A 19,654-nucleotide genomic window follows, 5' to 3' on the forward strand; every position below is an offset into this window, starting at 1 on the left:
CGGACAAAATGAAGCAGTAAAATATGTTAGCGGCCCATGCCTAGTATTGGCAGGCGCTGGCTCAGGTAAAACCGGGGTTATTTGTCAAAAAATCGCCTACCTCATTCAAAAATGTGACTACAAAGCACGTAATATTGCCGCGGTAACCTTTACCAATAAAGCGGCACGTGAAATGAAAGAACGTATCCAAAAAATGTTGGGCAAAGACTTAACCCGTGGTTTAACGGTTTCTACTTTCCACTCACTTGGTCTTGATATTGTTCGTCGGGAAATAAAAATCCTCGGTTATAAACCTGGCTTTACCTTATTTGATGATCAAGACAGCTTAGCCTTACTGAAAGAATTAACCATAGATGAACTCGATGGTGATAAAGATTTACTGAGTAAGCTACAGAGTAAGATTTCAAATTGGAAAAATGATTTGTTCTTGCCTGATGATGCGATAAAATCTGCTAATGATGCTGACAGCGTTGAGTGCGCTGAATTTTATCAGCGTTATCATAAACATATGAAAGCTTATAATGCTTTAGATTTTGATGATTTGATCCTTATTCCAACACTGTTACTGAAAAACTACCCAGAAGTGTTAGCACGTTGGCAAAACAAGATACGTTATTTATTGGTCGATGAATACCAAGATACCAACGCCAGTCAATATGAATTAGTCAAACAGCTTGCCGGTGAACGAGCACGTTTAACTGTTGTAGGTGATGACGATCAGTCCATTTATTCTTGGCGTGGTGCCAAACCGGAAAATTTAGTACAACTGGGTAAGGATTATCCAAACTTAAAGTTGATCAAATTAGAGCAAAATTACCGCTCCAGTGGCCGTATATTAAAGTGTGCCAACGTACTCATTGCCAATAACCCACATATCTACGATAAAGCCTTGTTTAGTGATCTTGCCTACGGCGTTGAACTAAGAGTTATTCAAGCAAAAAATGAAGAAAATGAAATTGAACGGGTTATTGGTGAGTTAATTGGTCATCGCTTTATGAATCGCAGCCAATATAAAGATTACGCGGTACTTTATCGTGGTAACCACCAATCACGTTTACTTGAAAAAGCGCTGATGCAAAACCGTATCCCTTATAAAATAAGTGGCGGTACTTCATTTTTCTCTCGGGCAGAAATCAAAGACATTATGGCTTACCTACGAGTATTGGTTAACCCTGATGATGATAATGCTTTTTTACGTATTGTTAATGTGCCTAAGCGTGAGTTAGGCCCTGCTACGTTAGAAAAAGTCGGCACTTACGCAAATATGCGTCAAATTAGTATGTTTGCTGCCAGTTTTGAGCTCGGTTTAGAGCAAACCTTAACTGGTCGTAGCTTATTGAAGATGCAAGCCTTTACTCGATGGGTAGTTAATATTAGCGATCAAGCTGAGCGAGGTGATACTGCCGCAGTATTACGCTCGATGATTCGTGAAATCAATTACGAAGACTTCCTTTATGATACCTCCCCCAGTGCAAAAGCTGCCGAGATGCGCATGAAGAATGTTACCGAACTTTTTAGTTGGGTTACCCAAATGCTCGAAGGTAGTGATGACCAAGAACCTATGACCTTGCCAGAAATTGTCACTCGTTTAACTTTGCGCGATATGATGGAGCGAAATGAAGAGGAAGAGAGTAACGACCAAGTGCAATTAATGACCCTGCATGCTTCTAAAGGCCTTGAGTTCCCTTATGTATTTCTTATTGGTATGGAAGAAGGGCTATTACCTCATCAAGCCAGTATTGATGAAGGCAGTGTTGAAGAAGAACGTCGCCTTGCTTATGTTGGTATTACTCGCGCTAAGCGTGAGTTAATATTTACTTACGCACGAGAGCGCAGACAGTTTGGTGAGCTCTCTCGCACTGAAGCGAGTCGATTTTTACATGAGCTGCCACAAGATGATTTAAATTGGGAGCTTGGTGCGTCGAAGAAAAAGACTGTAGAGCACGTCGAACAATCCAATAAACAAGGTATGGCCGGTTTACGTGCCCAGCTGGCTAAAGCCAAAGAAGCAAAAAAATAAGCCCGCAGATGATTTAAATTGACGGTTTTTAGCTAGTAAGAAAGGTGCGGCGAAGCAGAAAACCATAGAGCACGTTGAGCAATCCAATAAACAGGGCATGGCAAGTTTACGTGCTCAGCTGGCTAAAGCCAAAGAAGCTAAAAATAAGCCAACCGATGATTTAAATTGGCGGCTTTTAGCTATAAAAAAGGTGCGCAAAGCATAAAACCATAGAGCATATTGCACAATCGAATAAACAAAGCAGGATTAGCTAGCTACTGTGACCCTTCGCATATCGGTAAGTATTTTTTTTAACTCTTGGTAGGAAATAGGCTTTCTCAGTAAAGCTTTGACATTAGCTAAAGCTAAGGTTTTCCTTAGTAAAGGCTCATCATTTTCTGCACTGGTCATTAAGCAACACACTTGCTCTGGTTTTTCCTGCAAAAATCTATAGAGTAATTTATAACCGCTAAAGCTATCCATATATAAGTCGCACAACACCAAAGAATAAGCGTTTTCTTTTAGTAACGCTAAGGCTTCTATTGGTGAAGTACAGCCAGTGACTTGATAACCCCATTCACCTAAAATTGTTGAAATTGCCTTAAGGAATATACGCTGGTCATCTATTAATAAGATACTGCGGTCATTAGAACTGGCTTGAGCTTGATGACTATCCATAGTTACTCTCAAAATTTAAATGAGTAACAACTAAAGATAGATCATCAGTTTAAAAAGACAAACTTTGCTAGAAAAGGTTTCTTAGCTGAGCAGTATGGCTGAGGCGATAAGAATACCGGCAACAATCACGCTATAAGCCAACTTTTGATTTTGTTTACTTTGTTGCGCCAACATAGCTTGCATCAATAGAGTTTGTTGATGCTGGTTTTCACGACTAGTTTTCAAATAGTCATACACTAAATCGGGCATTTCAGGCAGCTTTTCATTCCAAAACGGTAAGTTAGCCTTAATTTTTCCAAAGACAGCTTTAAAGCCCATCTGCTCTTTCACCCAGTTTTCTAAAAATGGTTTTGCCGTTTGCCATAAATCTAACTGCGGATAGAGCTGACGACCTAAACCTTCGATATACAATAAGGTTTTTTGCAGCAAGACCAGTTGCGGCTGTACTTCCATATTAAAACGGCGGGCGGTATTAAATAAATTAACCAGCACTTGGCCAAACGATATTTCCGATAACGGCTTATTGAAAATAGGCTCACAAACTGTACGGATAGCAAACTCAAACTCATCAACACTAGTACTTGCTGGCACCCAACCAGAATCAACGTGCAATTGCGCTACTTTTCGATAATCACGATTAAAAAAGGCAACAAAGTTTTCTGCTAAATAACGTTTATCTTCTCGATTTAAGGTACCAACGATACCGCAATCTATAGCAATCCAAGTGGGGTCATCAGGGTTAGTGGCATTAACAAAAACATTACCTGGATGCATATCGGCATGAAAGAAACTATCGCGAAATACCTGGGTGAAAAAAACTTCAACACCACGTTCAGCCAGTAACTTCATATTGACACCCTGCTCGTTTAGGGTATCTATTTCGCCAACGCCAATGCCATAAATACGTTCCATCACCAAGACATTTTCAAAGCTATACTCACTATGAATTTCCGGCACATAAAGCGCTTTATCGTATTCGCTACCTTGTTCAAAATTACGTTTTAATTGAATAGCATTAGCCGCTTCACGGTTAAGGTCTAATTCGTCTAAAATGGTTTTACGATATTCTTCCACCACTTCTTTAGGGCGCAAACGTTTACCATCGGGTAACCAACGCGCGACGATGCCAGCAAACAATGACATCACTTTAATATCCGCTAATATGGTTTTACTAATATTGGGGCGCAATACCTTGATAACGATATTTTGCTCTTGTTCGCCTGAAACTAAGGTGGCGGTATGAACTTGCGCAATAGAGGCTGATGCCAGCGGGGTTAGCTCAAAGTCTTTAAAGTGCTGCTCAAAAACCTCAATGCCCATGGCATCAATAATAAGTTGCTTTGCTTGTTCGCCATCAAATGGGGTTACCTGGTCTTGCAATAAGGCTAGTTCATCGGCTAATTCTGGCGGTAATAAATCACGCCTTGTTGATAGCATTTGACCGAACTTAATAAAAACTGGCCCTAGCGTTTCTATCGCTAAGCGAAATCTTTGTTCTGGCGTTTTATCTTTATGCTGGTTTCTCAACCAAAACAAACTGTTTCGACCGACTTTGACATACCAAGGCAACAGACCTGCGGGTACCATTTCATCTAGACCAAAGTTCAAGAAGGTTTTAACGATTTGATATAGACGTTGGCTACTCACGGTGATTATTAGTTCCTATACGTTATTAGTAATATTCAATTGGCAATGTTCGTCAACTAAGCTGAATTATTTAGCAGCCAACTTAGCAAAGAGTTTATCGATACGCGCAGATATTGTGGTAACTTCGCGGGCAATTGCTGTGGTTTGCCCATTAAAAGCACTTACTTGACTTCGGGTTACTACTAAGCGTTTCTCATGAACTAGATATTCACTAATATCAGCTTCTATTTGCTTGCCTGTTGCTGATATTGATTTGGTAATTTTATTACCAAACTGTAATAACTTATGAGTGGGCACATCACCAAGGTGCTTAGCGAGCTCAGATTGCCAGTCTATGGCAAGTGATTGAGCAATGTTAGCAAATTGTTGTGCTATTTTGATATCACCATTAACATCCAATTCATCTTGTTTGATTAATTGCGTCAGCGACTGATTAGCTTTTAATTTTTTCAGCGTCTTTATACTGGTTTTTATAGTACAGTCACTGGTATCAACTTGAGATCTGACCATAACCATAGCTGGGCTAGAGCCAGTATCGACACTAAAAGATAATTTAAATGAAAGTTCTGCTAAGGCAAGGGTTAGCGTTTTTTGGTTTAAAGCGGCAAAAGAAATAGCTTTATTATTGTTTAAAGCCAAGGCTTTATTAATAATCAATTCAAGTGTTGCTGTGGCAACTTGTGCCAATAATAGGCCTTCAGCAAATGCAGTGCTAGAACTCACTTGGGAGTTTAATGGCGTTAATTCCTTGTTGTTCGAAGCTTGCATGGTTAAAACTTATAACCTTTATGTAAGGCAACTACACCACCGGTTAAGTTTTTAAAACTGGTTTGTTCAAAGCCGGCGTTATCCATCATGCTTTTCAAGGTTTCTTGATCCGGATGCATACGAATTGACTCCGCTAAGTATTTGTAGCTTTCACCATCCTTTGCCACCAACTCACCCATTTTAGGTAGGATATTAAATGAGTAAAAATCATAGGCTTTATTCAATAATTCATGTTCTGGCTTTGAAAATTCTAAAACAAGTAAACGGCCGCCCGGTTTTAATACCGAATAAATCGAGCGTAAAGCTTTATCTTTATCGGTTACATTTCGTAAACCGAAGGCGATAGTGACAATATCAAAAGTATTTTCTTCAAAAGGTAAGTATTCAGCATTTGCTTGTACATAGTCAATATTTTGCACTAAGCCTTTATCACGTAACTTATCACGGCCAACATTTAACATTGAGCTATTAATATCAGCTAACACGACTTTACCTTCACGGCCCACTAGCTTAGAAAATTTAGCGGTTAAATCACCTGTACCGCCAGCTAGATCTAAAACCTTATTACCTGGGCGAACACCACTGGCGTCAATAGTAAAACGTTTCCACAAACGGTGAATACCAAATGACATTAAATCATTCATCACATCATATTGCTTTGCTACCGAGTGAAAAACCCCTGCCACCATAGAAATTTTATCGTCTTTTTCTATGGTTTTATAACCAAAATGCGTGGTGCCTTTACTTTCGGCTGAAGTGTCGGCATCTGTAGGTGTTTTCTGGTTTGTCGGTAAGTCACTGGCTTGAGGATTTTTATCTGAGGATGACATGGTAAATTCACTTAAAGCAATATTAAAACTATAATTGTCGATAGTTTACTGTATGCATGCTAAATCACCAAATACCCAACAGCTTTTTTATTGATCTAACTAGGGGCTGTTGATCTTTCGCGGTTAAATTTTGTTCGCTTCTTTCAAAGAGAGTAAAGCGTTTTATTCGCGGCGAGACTTGTGTAGCCATTTACTTGTCATCAAATGGCACCAAATGGCACTAATAAATGTAATAAAACAACAATAATGAAATAAAGTTACACAATCGACTTGCAAAAATAGAGTTTCTACTCTATACTTCTTGTCGTTCCCTTATACGGACGCTTGTTGTAATAATTGAATATTCTAGCTTTCCTCATAGCTAACTCACCGATAGCCTTTGCTATCGGTTTTTTTTTCCTAAAATAAAGTAAATTAGCTTGAGAAAGCATAGTTATATGCTGAAGGTTTGCGCTGAATTAGCAGTTAAATTAGCAAGCGCGTTATTCCTGCCTCTTTCTTTAGCCTTATATAATGCTTCATCCGCGGCAGCAATAAGACTACTGGGATCACTGCCCTTTTGCGGCACTATTGAACAATAACCAATACTAATAGTTATCACCGCCTCAACCTGGGAAAACTCATGTTTAATGTTTAACGCTTCAATCGACTTTAGACAACGATCAGCAATCAATTTAACGTCATGAGTATCAAGTAAAACAAATGCAAACTCTTCACCGCCATACCTAGCAACCATATCAACAGCGCGATTGACTTGCTGCTTAAGACAAGCCCCAACCTTTCTCAAACACTCATCACCCGCTAAGTGACCATAGTTATCATTGTAGGCTTTGAAAAAATCAATATCGATTAACAAAAAGGACACCGATGATTCTTGTCTGATAGCTCGCAACCATTCCCTATCTAAAAATTCATCCATAAAACGCCTATTGGCAATACCGGTCAAACCATCAATCCTAGAGAGCTTTTTTAAGCGCTTATTGGCTTCGTTCAGTTCATTAGTTTTTTCGATGACAATGCGTTGCACCAAATTAGCTCGCTTGGTAATACTGCGAATATAAGCCGTAATAAATAGGGTAAAGATGATACCGGCGCCAACAACAAATAAAGGTAAGACACTTCGTCTTACCGAAATATAACTTTGTGTAGGTGAACCAATTAAGCTCCACTTACGTCCTAATATTTCAGGCAGTGCTTTCTTATAGATAATATTTTTATCAACGGTAAAGCCTGTTGATGAACTATGGCTATGGAGTAAATCAATATTATTCGGCTGGGTATCATCAATAACATCGATTTCTAAACCTAGCAATTCGTCATTTAATGTTGAACTAGCAAAAATATCGGCAATACGATACACCCCCAGAATAAAGCCCTGTAGGTTTTGTTTGCGCTTAGCTAAGGTGCTTGGCTGGCCTTTATATAGCGGCAAAAAGGCTAAAAAAGCTTTACTGCTATTATTTTCTTGCACCAGGGTGATACTGGCAGTCGCTCGTGCCTTAGCGCTATCACGGGACTTTTCTAAAGTCTCTCGTCTGGTTGCATTTGATGCCAAATCAAAACCAAAAGCAGCTTCGTTACCTACTAAAGGCTCGACATAATAAACGGGAAAATACTCAGGCCTTTGTTGCGCTACCGCCATATGGCCTTGTGCTTTACGCTCAGTGAATTCAAAATCTGCAAAGTCCTTTCTTAACTCTGTCTCAAAAGCTTGTCTTTGCGCATGGAGAACCCGTGGTATCCATTCCAATGCTTGGATATCATTATGACGACTTAAGGTTTTTCTTGCTTGAGTGGTAAAGGTATGAAAATCAGGAATGTTTTCTTGGCTAAACAGTGTCGCTATTGTATATAAAGCTTCAATATTGATTTCTATTTCTCGGGATAACGAGGCAGCGCGTTCATCAATATCTTTTTGGAACTCACTAATAATGGCTTTTTCTTCGACATCATAAAGGAACCAACCACTTAGCGTAGAGAGTAACATGCCGGCAATCATGACAAAAATTTGCATTGCTGCATTGTTAGTTTTTAAAGCCATTTGAAATCCTTAGTCAACTTCGTCCCTAACACTACTTATACCAAGACTCAGCAACCATTATATTGGCAGCCTCTAAAGGACATCTGCTATTTATGCTAATAGTAAGTAGAAGGAATATTCATGAGGGATATTAATAATATAATGTGATTCGCACAAGAGGTATCTACCAAAATCAGTACAATATAAAAGCATAAGTTAGAGCGATTAAGTCCCACTTCTGAAGGTTCCGGTGATTTAATCCAAGGGTAAAAACAAAATAAATTTTATAGCGTTTTACATTTACATTATCCTAACTGAGAAAATATAAACTCGATAGAGAATTAGCTAGCTTGTTACAAAACTGTTAACACTTATTGTTTACTCTAACCTAATAGCATTATATGGTTCACTGTAATGCTATTAGCTTGTTTCAATCCACAATACAAAAGGAATTGTTTTGTCCTTAGTTATCCAATCGCTCAACCATCAAATCATCGATGGAGATAATCATCGTCATTTATTAATCGATTTAAACTTATCCGTTGCCCCAGGTGAATGTGTGGCATTAATGGGCGACAGTGGTAGTGGTAAAACGACCTTACTCAATTTAATAGCAGGTCTTGAGCCAATTCAGCACGGTAAGATTGCAGTAGCAGGCATCTCATTAACACAAGCCAGTGATAAACAACTTAGTCAGTTACGCAAACAGCATATAGGTATTATTTTCCAACAATTTAACTTGCTAACTAGCTTGTCGGTGCAAGATAACATTGAATTCAGCGCCAAACTGGCGGGTCGCTATGATGCTCAGCATGGTCTAGCGTTAGCAGAGCAACTTGGTATAAGCGGTTTATTAAAAAAGTATCCGGCAACCTTGTCTGGGGGTGAAATGCAGCGAGTAGCCATTGCCCGCGCGCTAAACAGTAAACCTAAATTGCTGCTTGCCGATGAGCCAACGGGCAATTTAGATGAAAAGAACAGTAGTCAGGTAGTAGCGCAGTTAGTCAAACTGGCCAAATCTAACAACACGGCACTACTCATGGTAACTCATAGCGCTGATGTCGCCGCAAGTATGGATAAGATCTATCGCTTACAAGAATCCTCCATTAGCCTAGTTAGCGGTTAAGCGGATGCAAAAAGATCAGATCACAGCAAGAAATAGCGAATTTTTCTTAGTATTAAAAGCGCACCTTGCTGAATACATAAACAAGCCGTTATTAAACCTTGGCTTTATTTTAAGTTTAGCCATAGCCACCAGTACGTTACTCTGTATTCTGGTATTGAATCATGCCAGTGAGCAGCAGTACCAAGAAGCCAATAGCCGGTTAAAATCTCCCGTGAGTTTTTATATTGTTGCCAATGAAGGCGACAATATTTCTATCGATGACTTTAGCGAGTTAACAGCACAAGGCTTTCATCAATTTTCGCCAACACATCTTTTTCGTAAACCCCTTGCTTCAGGTAAGCAAATAACCTTTAGAGCCATGGATATGTTGCCACTGGTATTGACTATGCCAGACAGTTTTACCACAAATAGCATTAACCTAAGTAGTGACTACGCAGAATTCCTTGGCTTAATGAATACTTTAACTGAACCCTTAACTAATCCTTTAGCTAAAGCCGTAACTGATGATTTATCCCCTGGCATAACAAAAGCAATAAAGGATGATACCCAAGTTACCCTTGCTGATGGGCAGTCATTAGAGGTTAACGTCAACCAAATAAATGACTGGGGTAAGGTTGCCTTAATTGACTTACCACTTGCTTGGCAGGTTTTCCCTGATATTAAAGGCTTTAGTCATTTAATGGTTGGTGCTATTAGCGATGCTGAAAAAGCCAGGTTGGCAGCAGCCTTACCTGAGCATTTATCCATACAAGAGGCTTGGTCACTGGAAGAGCGGGAAGGTTTTGCCGATGCTTTGCATTTAAATTTATCAGCACTGGCCATTTTAGGCTTTATCGTCAGTTTATTTATCGCTTTTCAAGCCGCTAATCAAGCATGGCAAAAGCGCGGCGAGTTAGCGGCAAAGTTACGCTTACTCGGCGTAGAATTAACCAGTATACAAAAAGTCATGCTATGTGAAGCTTTTGCTTTAACCTTACTCGCCAGCATAATAGGTATTGCCATCGCTTTTGCTTTGGTCTCAATATTATTGCCTATATTAGGGATTACCTTAGACCAGCTTTATCAGCTTAGACAAACCGGACATTTTCAATGGCATTGGTTATATAGCTTGTGGGCATTCGTCATTTCTGGTGTCGCCGTTTTTTTGGCATTGTTAAAACAGTTTAGGGTTATTAGCTCAGCAAAAATAGCGTTAACTGCCCGTATTGTGCCCCAGCCATTTAACTACAGAGCAAGTGCTGCAATAGGCATAACCTTACTGACTATTTTCCTGCTGTGGCCGGATGTTTATGCACAAAACTCCTGGCATCAGTTAATGATAAAATATGGCTTATTATTAATCGCGAGTGTCGCTTTATTACCTAATTTACTGAGCTACTTACTTAAAGGTATGAGTTATTTTACCCGTTCATTTCGGCTCAAGTTTGTTGTTAAAGACGCTCGACAGCAGGTGGGAAGACGTTATTTACCTTTAGCTGCATTTTACCTAGCACTCACCGCCAGCATTTCCGCTGCGCTTATGGTCAACAGTTTTGAGAAATCGTTCACCGCCTATTTAGATCAGCTACTGAGCTCAGACATGTTTATCAGTTATAACCCCAAACAAAAAAACAGAGTTGAAAGCTGGTTAAATCAGCAAGACAATATTGATGAATATGTTGTCTTTAAACAGACTACCGCCAAATACGGTAATGATACCTTGGTAGTGCATGCACTTATGTCTGCAAAACAACAAAATAGTTTATTGTTTAAAGAAAAGTCGTCCAAGCAAAAGTCCACAGGACAATTCCTTTGTTATATCAACGAACAACTCTCTTTGAAAAAAGGCTTAGTTCTAAATCAACAGATCACAATCAAACAAGGCTCGCAAACACTTACTTGTACCATAACAGCTATTTTTTATGACTATGGCAATCAAGGTTACTCGGTCAAAATACCGTTAAAGGCTAAGCAAATGCCTCTTTCAGGCTGGCGTGAACATGGCTTTGGTGTCTACTTTCATGACAGTAACAAGCTAACTATACCAGCGTTAGCCGAGCAACTGGGCCTTGATGACCAACAGATATTTGTACCTGAGCAAATCAAAAAAATGGCACTAGCAATCTTTAAGCAAACTTTTGTGCTTACTCAAGCAATAGCTTTTGTGTTATTAGTTATCGCCTGCTTTGGTCTATTTTTATCAGCCAATAATTTAGAGTTGGCGCGCAAACCAGATTTACACACCTTAAGTAGCTTAGGTTATAGCCGTATGGAACTCTTTAGTCATATGTTAATGCAGTGGTTATTGTTAGCTTTTGGTGTGCTTTTACTGAGTTGGCCGATAGCTGGCTTTTTAGCTAAAGCTTTGGTAGCAAAAGTGTTACCGGTATCATTTGGCTGGTCAATGCCGCTAGTATTAGATATCGCGCCATTTGCCATCACTAGCTTTACCGGGCTAATCATATTAATACCTGCATTAGCTATTCCTTTATATAAGATCAATGTGAGGGCTAGTTTGTCATGAATAATTTTTTCTTAAGGTATTGCTCAATACATTATTTAAAACATCGCCTAAAACATTGCGTAACACCGCTATTGATCTTACTTGCCTGTGGCCTACTTGTGACTGGCTGTACTGAAGATACGGATAAAAAACGCCAGCCGCTAAAATTTCTTGCCGATGCTGACGGAGAATATGCTAGTCCATCAATAGATAATCAGATAGTTTTTCCACAAGCCCACGCTCCACAGAAAGCTTATCGCCAAGAGTGGTGGTATCTAACCGCTACTTTAACCACTGAAGATGGCCAGTCATTGGCAAGCCAATGGACCCTCTTTCGCCGTACAGTTGGCGATAAACATTGGTACTTTGCTCATGCCGCTTTAGCTGATACAAAAAGCCATAACACAGCTTATAGAAATGGCCGCGAAGAGTTCGGCAACGTCAACATAAGCACTGAGCCCTTTAAAGCCACAATTGATGACTGGCAATGGCAATCGACCTCGACTTTACTACCAGCACGCCTAGTTTATGGCTCAGCTGTTGGTTCAATAACGAGTGAAGCTGATAGCTTAATAAATGAAAAGGCTGTTGTGACTGCAACAGAAAACCATTGGCAGGTAGAATTAAACCTCTCCACTAAACAAGATTATTTTCTGCAGGGCGAAAATGGCTTTAGCCTTAAGCACCCTAGTTTAAATATCGCCAGCCATTATTATTCTCAGCCTTTTATTGAAGTGACAGGCAAGGTCTATTGGCAGGGTAAGTGGCAAAAAGTGACTGGCCAAGCCTGGTTCGATCGCGAATGGGCTTCACAAATGTTAGGGCAAGACCAACAAGGTTGGGATTGGTTTTCTCTGCGCCTTAATGAGAATATTGCCCTGATGGTTTTTCGTGTCCGCTCAGACAGCGAAGATTTTTTTTATGCCAGCATAATGGCACGCAATGGTGAAATTCGCAGTATTGCCTCCCATGAGATCTCCCTTATCAGTCATAACTATAACGCCGCCAGTGATTCACCCTACCCGCAATCATTTTCATTAGTGATTGCTAGAGAAGGTATCGATATCAAGGTACAAGTAGTTAATGAGCAGCAAATAATGCGCTTTGGTATTGAATACTTTGAAGGTATGGTGACTTTTAGTGGTAGTCATCAAGGGCGCGGTTTTGTCGAAATGACCGGTTATAGTGATAAGTAACCCGCAGTTAAAGGCTGCTGTTGTTTGTGTATAGATAACACGATAAAATAATTAACAATTATTCCAAACAGCCATTCCTGCCCATGACTATATCAACTGAACAACTCAACACTATCGAAAAATATGATGATGAAAAGCGTTTAAGCTATTTATTACAGCAAGTTGTTAGTAATAAAAGAATTTGGATTTTAGCGGATGAACATGGCTGCATGATGCTCAATACTGACGATGAAGATTGTGTACCGGTATGGCCTAATGAAGAATTTGCTCAGCGTTGGGCAACCGGTGAGTGGCAAGCATGTAAGCCCCAGGAAATATCCTTGGCTAAATGGTACAGTCGTTGGAGCATGGGTTTAACCGATGATGAACTAGCTTTAGTGGTTTTCCCTAATCAAGATAACCAAGGCTTAGTACTATTTCCGGAAGAATTTGAACAAGCATTATTCAAAGAAACCAAAAAGCAAAATCGAAAGTAGCATGGATATACGCATAGGTGCACTAACTCATCCCGCAGTCATAGCCTTGTTAGAAGAACATCATCAAGATATGTTGCACCATTCGCCGCCTGAAAGTGTGCATGCCTTGGATTTATCGGCATTGTCCCATGCAGACATCACCTTTTGGGCTGTGTGGAAAAATAATGAATTAGCCGGCTGCGGCGCTTTAAAAGAGCTCGATAACAGCCAAGGCGAAATTAAATCCATGCGCACTACTAAAAAGTTTTTACGCCAAGGCGTTGCTAAGTTGCTACTGGAGCATATGATCGACCAAGCAAGTACTCGTGGTTACCAAACGCTCAATTTAGAAACCGGTACGATGGAGGCGTTTCTTCCCGCTCAAAAACTCTATCGACAACTTGGTTTTGAAGTTTGTCCGCCCTTTGCTGATTACCAAGAAGATCCTTACAGCACTTTTATGGCTAAAAATATTAGCTAGGCATATTAACTAAGCGAGTATTTACGCTGACAAAACCTAATATGAACAATAAAAAGGCCACTTAGTAACTAGTTACTAAGTGGCCTTTTTGTGTCTGCGATCTCTGGTAGAAAAGCTTTAATTTTAAGCTATTGTGCTAGGTTGTGAGCAAGTGCTCATAGTGAAAGCGTAAATGCTGTTCGATAAAACTGCTGATAAAGTAATAGCTATGGTCATAACCTTCATGACGATTAAGCTCAAGCGGGTAGCCATTGCTCTTTGCCGCCAACACCAAAGTATCTGGCTTTAATTGTTCTTCAAGAAAGTTATCCGCTTCTCCTTGATCCACTCTCGTCGGCACAAAAAGCTTAACCTGTTTCATTAATTCACTTGCATCATGTTCACGCCAGCTATCTTTATCATTCCCTAAGTAAGCACTAAAGGCCTTTTGTCCCCAAGGACAATTAATGGGATTACTGATAGGGCTAAAAGCAGATACCGAACTATAACGCTCAGGGTTTTTCATCGCGATAGTTAAAGCGCCATGTCCGCCCATAGAATGACCAGCGATAGCACGTTTATTACTTACCGGAAAAGTTGCTTCAATCAGTGCTGGTAACTCATCAACAATATAATCATACATTTGATAATGACGATTCCACGGCGCTTGGCTAGCATTGAGATAAAACCCTGCCCCTTGCCCTAAATCATAGCCGTCATCATCGGCAACCCCTTCTCCTCGAGGGCTAGTATCAGGAGCAACAATAGCGATACCTAACTCAGCGGCGATTCTTTGTATGCCAGATTTTTGCATGACATTTTCATCGGTGCAGGTTAGTCCTGATAGCCAATAAAGCACAGGCACTTTATGGCTACTGGATGCTTGTGGAGGTAAAAAAATAGCAAAACGCATACTGCAATTTAAGGTTTTGGCTTGATGGCTATATTGTTTATGCCATCCGCCAAACATCTTATTGCTAGTTAAACACTCTATGCTCATAGTAAATCCTTAGTTTTAGCGAGCGCCTTGTACGACAAAGCGCTCGCTATTAAATACCAACTTGCCAAAGTGCTACTTATCGAAGTGAATAACACTACGAATACTCTCGCCTTTATGCATCAGCTCAAATGCTTCATTGATGTCTTCTAGTCCCATGGTGTGTGTAATAAAGTGATCCAGCTTGAATTCACCTGCTAAGTAACGCTCTACGTAATCAGGTAACTCAGTACGACCTTTAACACCACCAAAGGCAGAGCCACGCCATACTCGGCCGGTCACTAATTGGAAAGGTCTCGTTGATATTTCTTGTCCTGCACCAGCAACGCCAATGACAATAGATTCGCCCCAACCTTTGTGACAACACTCTAAAGCCGAACGCATTAGCTTTACATTACCAATACACTCAAACGAGTAATCAACACCGCCATCGGTCATTTCAACAATAACGTCTTGAATTGGTTTGTCATAATTTTTTGGATTAATGAAATCGGTAGCGCCTAACTTTTTCGCCAGCTCAAATTTACTTTCGTTAATATCAATAGCAATAATACGGCTGGCTTTTGCCATCGTTGCGCCAATAACCGCTGAAAGGCCAATGCCACCAAGACCAAAAATGGCGACTGTCGCTCCCTCTTCAACTTTTGCTGTATTCATTACCGCGCCCATACCGGTAGTAACACCACAGCCTAACAAACACACCTCTTCTAGCGGAGCTGCTTTATTAACTTTCGCTAATGAAATTTCGGGTAATACTGTGTACTCAGAAAACGTTGAACAACCCATGTAATGGAAGATCGGCTGACCATCTTTATAAAAACGGGTAGTACCATCAGGCATTAATCCCTTGCCCTGAGTTTCACGAATTTTTTGACATAAGTTAGTTTTACCCGATAAGCAGAACTTACATTCGCGACACTCTGGTGTGTACAATGGGATAACATGGTCACCAACTTGTACGCTGGTAACACCTGCACCGATTTGCTCAACAATACCGCCACCTTCATGACCTAAAATCACTGGAAAAATGCCTTCTGGATCATCACCAGATAAGGTAAAAGCATCGGTATGACAAACGCCTGATGCTATCACCTTAACTAATACTTCACCTTTGCGAGGTAACATTACATCGACTTCTTCGATGGATAACGGTTGGTTCGGGCCCCAAGCAATAGCGGCTTTCGATTTAATAAATTTGTCAGCATTTTGTTTCGGTGTTTTTTCGGTCATTTTTTCAGACATAGGTATTCTCGCTTTTATCGTTTTCAAAGAGTATTAGTATGGCTATCAAGTGTAGTCTATTGCGAAAAAGCTAAAGCTAACAACAAGCTTATCTGCTAATAAAGTTTAACAAACACTAAATAACTCTAGCCAAGTAAAGTATGAGGGTATTATATTTGTTTCTATTAAAATGATAATATCCTATTTTAACAAATCACTTTTACATATAGGTAACAATCATGAATTGGCAAGGTATCAGTGAATTCGTTTATGTCGCAGAAGCGGAAAGCTTTACCTTAGCGGCGAAGAAATTGGCCATATCAACCGCACAAGTCAGCCGCCAGATCACCGCCTTAGAAAATCGCCTGAAAGTTAAATTGTTATATCGCACCACTCGCAAAGTATCACTGACTCAAGAAGGCACATTATTTTATCAACATTGTCGAGCCGTTCTCGACGGACTAGAGCAAGCTGAAACAGCAATAACCAACTTACAATCCACTCCGCAAGGCAAGATAAAAGTCACTGCATCTGTGACTTATGGCGAACAACAAGTACTACCGCTAATAAATGATTTTATTTTGCAACATCCCGATATTCAAGTGATAGCGCAGTTAAGTAACCAAAAAATTGATTTAGTTGATGAAGGTTACGACCTCGCTATTCGACTAGGCAAACTTAATGACTCGACCTTAATGGCCAAGAAGCTAGCCAAGCGGACTAATTATGTCTGTGCGGCACCTGCTTATATCAGTAAACACGGTACTGCTCATGCCTTATCTGAATTGAAGCAACATAATTGTCTATTAGGCACCTTGGATTACTGGCGCTTTCGAGAGAATAACAAGGAGAAAAATATTCGCGTCAGTGGCAGTCTCCGCTTTAACTCGGGTTATGGCTTAGTTGATGCAGCATTAAAAGGCATTGGTATGGTGCAATTACCCGATTACTATGTGAAAGAGCATATAGAACAAGGCCGATTAATCACCTTACTTGACCATTATCGCGAGCCTGATGAAGGTATTTGGGCTGTTTATCCTCATAATAGACAACTGTCAGCCAAAATTAGATTGCTAGTTGATTACCTTGCTAAGCACCTAGCCTAACGGTCAAATCTAAATGCTAGCCTTCAGCTATACTAGGAAGGTAAATGGCGTCCAAGGGTAGGAGTAAGGTATCAAACTATATGCACTCTCGTTCACAAGAATTATATTGCTTAGCGATAGTATTGCCGAGGTGATAGTTAACGAGGGTGTAGAAATGAATCTTGCTATGGTCAGTCAGTTTCATGAGTTTTTACTTGCCCACCTGCAAAGTCCATTTTCATTACTTATTAACAAGGTGAACGCTTATTCCTATGATTTTGATGCCCAAATAACTATTGGTAACTTAACCGAGATTCACGCCATGGCTGTGGTCGCCTACAATCAAGCAACACAAATAAGTACCACCTATATGTTAGAGGCAATCCCTAGACCGGTAGCATGGAATTTACGAATTTATACAGATCGTGAAGTGGCATTGAACTGGTTACAATTAGAGCAAGCTCAATTTAGTTAACTTTTCCCCTGCCACTAGTAAAAACTTCCTTATAGCAAGTACGGCGACTACTGCCCGCAAATGTAGCATAAGTGCAATAGTGGTTTCATGGCATCTAATCAGCTAGCTTTCTTATCGACTAAGTATCTATTCATAGTGACTAGCCATAAATGTTATCAATAATAAACGATTTGTACTTGAACTTAACAAAAAGTTAGTTAAAATAACATTTGAACGACATTCGAATAACATTACACATTAGGTTTACTATGGCTCCAGCTCCAAGGTTTAGCGCAGAAGAACAAGAAAAGTTAATCATATGTGCGGCAATTAAGGCTATCGAAGATAGTAGTTTGTTAGACTTTTCTATGTCTGCTATTGCCAAATTAGCAGGTCTATCTATGGGCTCTGTCTATAAATTCGTGCAATGTAAAGAAGATGTACTCATTGCCTTAGCTACTCGTATGTATCAAGAGCGACAATCAGTTTTCAAAAAAGTACTGGCACTGCCCTTAACAACACCTGAGCGCATTATTGCCGCCAGCTTATTAGATTTTTCCAAAGTACAAATGTATAACTTTGATAATCAGCTCGAAAGCATTGTTAACACTGAAGCTATGATGAAACGCTGCTCACAGCGCTGGCTCACGCAAATGATTGCCTGCGGTGAACGGTGCCAAACTATGTTTCAACAGTTTATGCAAGCCGCGGCTGATTCCGGTGAATTAACCTCGGGTAACCGAGATATTGAAGAAATAAACTTAGGCACCTGGTCGTTATCCGTAGGTTATTTCCAAACGGTACGTTTACATCATTGCCGGCTCAGTAATCAAAAGGAAAATTCCTCAGATGAGATGCTCGCACTCGCACCTGATGATCTGCATATTCGCACCATGCAACGCTTAGTCAATAGTTATGATTGGCAGCAAAAAATAGCCGATGATGACATAAAAAAAGTGTGTCAAACACTAACCAATGCCGGACTTAGGTAAGTTAAAACCCAATACCAGCACAGATTAACTATCATTAAACAACATCACCAAATATACGGTAAAAGTGCTTAAATTATTAGTTATGCGCTTTAAATAAAAGGGATAAAGGAACAATCATGAATATAACTAAATGGCTTGTGGTTATTATATTATTAGCCGGAACAGTTTTTGGCTTCTATAGCTATAAATCATCGCTACAAGAAGCGGCCAAGGCACAATCTGCCAGCATGCCTGAGCCAGCAGCAACAGTTACTGCGATAGAAGTCAGTAATATTAACTACCAAAAATATATTCAGGTCAGTGGTGAAGTACAAGCATTTAAATTTTTAACGCTCATTAACGAACTTGCCGGTGAAATTATCCATTTAAATGCTAGCTCTGGCAGTGTCGTTCATAAAGGTCAGGTATTGCTCGAGTTAGATCATAGGGACGAAGATGCCCGTTTAATGGCCGCTAAAGCGACATTAATGTTGGAGCAACAAACCTTAGCACGTAATATTAAACTCCACAAAAATCGTACTATTAGTGAAGAGCAAGTAGACCAAGCTCGTGCCGCCGTACAAATAGCCCAAGCTGATATAAGTGTAATCAAAACCGCAATAGACAAAAAAACCTTAACCGCACCTTTTACCGCCAAAGTTGGTATTCATAGCTTAGAAATTGGTCAGTATTTAGATAAAAATAGTCAGGTACTTGAGCTTGTTGGTGTTAATGATTTTACTTGGATTGACTTTAATCTACCGCAGATCTACCAAGAGCTAAGTTTAGGTTCGACGGTAAAAATTAGTCCAATGAATCAAGCTGCTGAATTTGATGCCCGCATAATTGCTATTGACCCGCAGTTATCACGTATTTCACGTCATTTAAAATATCGCGCACAAATATCATCAGCAACCTTAGCATTAAAACCTAATACTTTGGTCTCTGTGATAGTGCCCATTGCTAAACAAGCCACACTCGCATCAGTACCTGATTTAGCAATAAAACGCGACGCCTTAGGTGACTATGTCTTTGTTTTAGAACCTGCTGGTGAAGGAAGTTATCGCGCTAAACAAGTTCCTGTTGAACTCGGCGAGCGACAAGGTGAACAAGTAATGATCCTTAGTGGCGTTGCAGCGGGTCAGCTTGTTGCCAACAAAGGTGCGTTTAAATTATACCCAGGCATGAAAGTATACCTTGCCAGCGAAGCTGCTGAAGTCGCAGTTAAAGCACCTTCTACTGATGCCAGTACACAATAATAAGGG

General features: G+C 40.1%; 17 protein-coding genes. 10 read left to right on the plus strand and 7 right to left on the minus strand.

Going from position 1 to position 19,654, the window contains the following annotated elements:
- Nucleotides 1–2,020: DNA helicase Rep (gene rep / locus HRT50_RS06635; protein WP_291612618.1), on the plus strand; the 2,020-nt coding region annotated here is incomplete at its 5' end.
- A 246-nt stretch (nucleotides 2,021–2,266) separates the two neighbouring features.
- Here the strand turns inward: rep and HRT50_RS06640 are convergent.
- The 5 genes from HRT50_RS06640 to HRT50_RS06660 form a co-directional block, all read right to left on the minus strand.
- On the minus strand, nucleotides 2,267–2,677 hold the full coding sequence (locus HRT50_RS06640; RefSeq protein ID WP_291612620.1) for a response regulator: 411 nt from the start codon (nucleotides 2,675–2,677) through the stop codon (nucleotides 2,267–2,269).
- A gap of 81 nt (nucleotides 2,678–2,758) precedes the next feature.
- Nucleotides 2,759–4,324 (minus strand): ubiquinone biosynthesis regulatory protein kinase UbiB, encoded by a 1,566-nt coding sequence (gene ubiB, locus HRT50_RS06645; RefSeq protein ID WP_291612623.1) that lies wholly within the window; start codon nucleotides 4,322–4,324, stop codon nucleotides 2,759–2,761.
- 66 nt (nucleotides 4,325–4,390) lie between these two features.
- A complete protein-coding gene (locus tag HRT50_RS06650) occupies nucleotides 4,391–5,092 on the minus strand; it encodes an SCP2 sterol-binding domain-containing protein (protein WP_291612625.1) in 702 nt (233 codons plus the stop codon).
- Nucleotides 5,093–5,094: 2 nt separating this feature from the next.
- Nucleotides 5,095–5,922, minus strand: coding sequence for a bifunctional demethylmenaquinone methyltransferase/2-methoxy-6-polyprenyl-1,4-benzoquinol methylase UbiE (gene ubiE / locus HRT50_RS06655; RefSeq protein ID WP_291612627.1), 828 nt, complete (start codon nucleotides 5,920–5,922; stop codon nucleotides 5,095–5,097).
- 433 nt (nucleotides 5,923–6,355) lie between these two features.
- Nucleotides 6,356–7,963 carry a diguanylate cyclase gene (locus tag HRT50_RS06660; protein WP_291612629.1) on the minus strand — a complete coding sequence of 536 codons (1,608 nt, stop codon included), beginning with the start codon at nucleotides 7,961–7,963 and terminating at the stop codon, nucleotides 6,356–6,358.
- A gap of 436 nt (nucleotides 7,964–8,399) precedes the next feature.
- Here HRT50_RS06660 and HRT50_RS06665 point away from each other — a divergent pair, with 436 nt between their 5' ends.
- The 5 genes from HRT50_RS06665 to HRT50_RS06685 all read left to right on the plus strand — a co-directional run bounded on the left by HRT50_RS06665 (nucleotide 8,400) and on the right by HRT50_RS06685 (nucleotide 13,682).
- Nucleotides 8,400–9,068, plus strand: a complete 669-nt coding sequence (locus HRT50_RS06665) for an ABC transporter ATP-binding protein (RefSeq protein ID WP_291612631.1) — start codon at nucleotides 8,400–8,402, stop codon at nucleotides 9,066–9,068.
- Nucleotides 9,069–9,072: 4 nt separating this feature from the next.
- Nucleotides 9,073–11,571 (plus strand): FtsX-like permease family protein, encoded by a 2,499-nt coding sequence (locus HRT50_RS06670; protein WP_291612633.1) that lies wholly within the window; start codon nucleotides 9,073–9,075, stop codon nucleotides 11,569–11,571.
- Entirely contained in the window at nucleotides 11,568–12,746 is a 1,179-nt protein-coding gene (locus HRT50_RS06675) for a lipocalin-like domain-containing protein (RefSeq protein WP_291612635.1), read from the plus strand. The genes HRT50_RS06670 and HRT50_RS06675 overlap by 4 nt, the downstream gene beginning before the upstream one ends.
- Before the next feature lie 83 nt (nucleotides 12,747–12,829).
- On the plus strand, nucleotides 12,830–13,222 hold the full coding sequence (locus HRT50_RS06680) for a DUF2750 domain-containing protein (RefSeq protein ID WP_291612637.1): 393 nt from the start codon (nucleotides 12,830–12,832) through the stop codon (nucleotides 13,220–13,222).
- Nucleotide 13,223: 1 nt separating this feature from the next.
- Nucleotides 13,224–13,682: a GNAT family N-acetyltransferase gene (locus HRT50_RS06685; protein ID WP_291612639.1), complete on the plus strand. Its 459-nt coding sequence runs from the start codon at nucleotides 13,224–13,226 to the stop codon at nucleotides 13,680–13,682.
- A 136-nt stretch (nucleotides 13,683–13,818) separates the two neighbouring features.
- On the opposite strand, the gene fghA is transcribed toward HRT50_RS06685, so the two are convergent.
- Nucleotides 13,819–14,661: an S-formylglutathione hydrolase gene (fghA, locus tag HRT50_RS06690; protein ID WP_291612640.1), complete on the minus strand. Its 843-nt coding sequence runs from the start codon at nucleotides 14,659–14,661 to the stop codon at nucleotides 13,819–13,821.
- A 72-nt stretch (nucleotides 14,662–14,733) separates the two neighbouring features.
- Nucleotides 14,734–15,900, minus strand: a complete 1,167-nt coding sequence (locus tag HRT50_RS06695) for an S-(hydroxymethyl)glutathione dehydrogenase/class III alcohol dehydrogenase (protein ID WP_291612642.1) — start codon at nucleotides 15,898–15,900, stop codon at nucleotides 14,734–14,736.
- 218 nt (nucleotides 15,901–16,118) lie between these two features.
- Between HRT50_RS06695 and HRT50_RS06700 the strand changes: the two genes are divergently transcribed.
- The 4 genes from HRT50_RS06700 (at nucleotide 16,119) to HRT50_RS06715 (ending at nucleotide 19,648) form a co-directional block, all read left to right on the plus strand.
- Nucleotides 16,119–16,985 carry a LysR substrate-binding domain-containing protein gene (locus HRT50_RS06700; RefSeq protein WP_291612644.1) on the plus strand — a complete coding sequence of 289 codons (867 nt, stop codon included), beginning with the start codon at nucleotides 16,119–16,121 and terminating at the stop codon, nucleotides 16,983–16,985.
- Between the two features lie 106 nt (nucleotides 16,986–17,091).
- Nucleotides 17,092–17,439 carry a hypothetical protein gene (locus HRT50_RS06705; protein ID WP_291612646.1) on the plus strand — a complete coding sequence of 116 codons (348 nt, stop codon included), beginning with the start codon at nucleotides 17,092–17,094 and terminating at the stop codon, nucleotides 17,437–17,439.
- Between the two features lie 248 nt (nucleotides 17,440–17,687).
- A complete protein-coding gene (locus HRT50_RS06710; protein WP_291612648.1) occupies nucleotides 17,688–18,410 on the plus strand; it encodes a TetR/AcrR family transcriptional regulator in 723 nt (240 codons plus the stop codon).
- Between the two features lie 116 nt (nucleotides 18,411–18,526).
- Nucleotides 18,527–19,648 (plus strand): efflux RND transporter periplasmic adaptor subunit, encoded by a 1,122-nt coding sequence (locus tag HRT50_RS06715; RefSeq protein ID WP_291612650.1) that lies wholly within the window; start codon nucleotides 18,527–18,529, stop codon nucleotides 19,646–19,648.
- Nucleotides 19,649–19,654: the final 6 nt, after the last annotated feature.

Origin of the sequence: Colwellia sp., from assembly GCF_013215345.1 — a bacterium.
GTDB lineage: Bacteria > Pseudomonadota > Gammaproteobacteria > Enterobacterales > Alteromonadaceae > Colwellia.

Bases quoted from the DNA above. Each gene is read 5' to 3' on its own strand.
- HRT50_RS06640 (WP_291612620.1), bottom strand. From the start codon at position 2,677: ATGGATAGTCATCAAGCTCAAGCCAGTTCTAATGACCGCAGTATCTTA.
- HRT50_RS06650 (WP_291612625.1), bottom strand. From the start codon at position 5,092: ATGCAAGCTTCGAACAACAAGGAATTAACGCCATTAAACTCCCAAGTG.
- ubiE (WP_291612627.1), bottom strand. From the start codon at position 5,922: ATGTCATCCTCAGATAAAAATCCTCAAGCCAGTGACTTACCGACAAAC.
- HRT50_RS06660 (WP_291612629.1), bottom strand. From the start codon at position 7,963: ATGGCTTTAAAAACTAACAATGCAGCAATGCAAATTTTTGTCATGATT.
- HRT50_RS06670 (WP_291612633.1), top strand. From the start codon at position 9,073: ATGCAAAAAGATCAGATCACAGCAAGAAATAGCGAATTTTTCTTAGTA.
- HRT50_RS06675 (WP_291612635.1), top strand. From the start codon at position 11,568: ATGAATAATTTTTTCTTAAGGTATTGCTCAATACATTATTTAAAACAT.
- HRT50_RS06680 (WP_291612637.1), top strand. From the start codon at position 12,830: ATGACTATATCAACTGAACAACTCAACACTATCGAAAAATATGATGAT.
- HRT50_RS06685 (WP_291612639.1), top strand. From the start codon at position 13,224: ATGGATATACGCATAGGTGCACTAACTCATCCCGCAGTCATAGCCTTG.
- fghA (WP_291612640.1), bottom strand. From the start codon at position 14,661: ATGAGCATAGAGTGTTTAACTAGCAATAAGATGTTTGGCGGATGGCAT.
- HRT50_RS06695 (WP_291612642.1), bottom strand. From the start codon at position 15,900: ATGTCTGAAAAAATGACCGAAAAAACACCGAAACAAAATGCTGACAAA.
- HRT50_RS06700 (WP_291612644.1), top strand. From the start codon at position 16,119: ATGAATTGGCAAGGTATCAGTGAATTCGTTTATGTCGCAGAAGCGGAA.
- HRT50_RS06710 (WP_291612648.1), top strand. From the start codon at position 17,688: ATGGCTCCAGCTCCAAGGTTTAGCGCAGAAGAACAAGAAAAGTTAATC.
- HRT50_RS06715 (WP_291612650.1), top strand. From the start codon at position 18,527: ATGAATATAACTAAATGGCTTGTGGTTATTATATTATTAGCCGGAACA.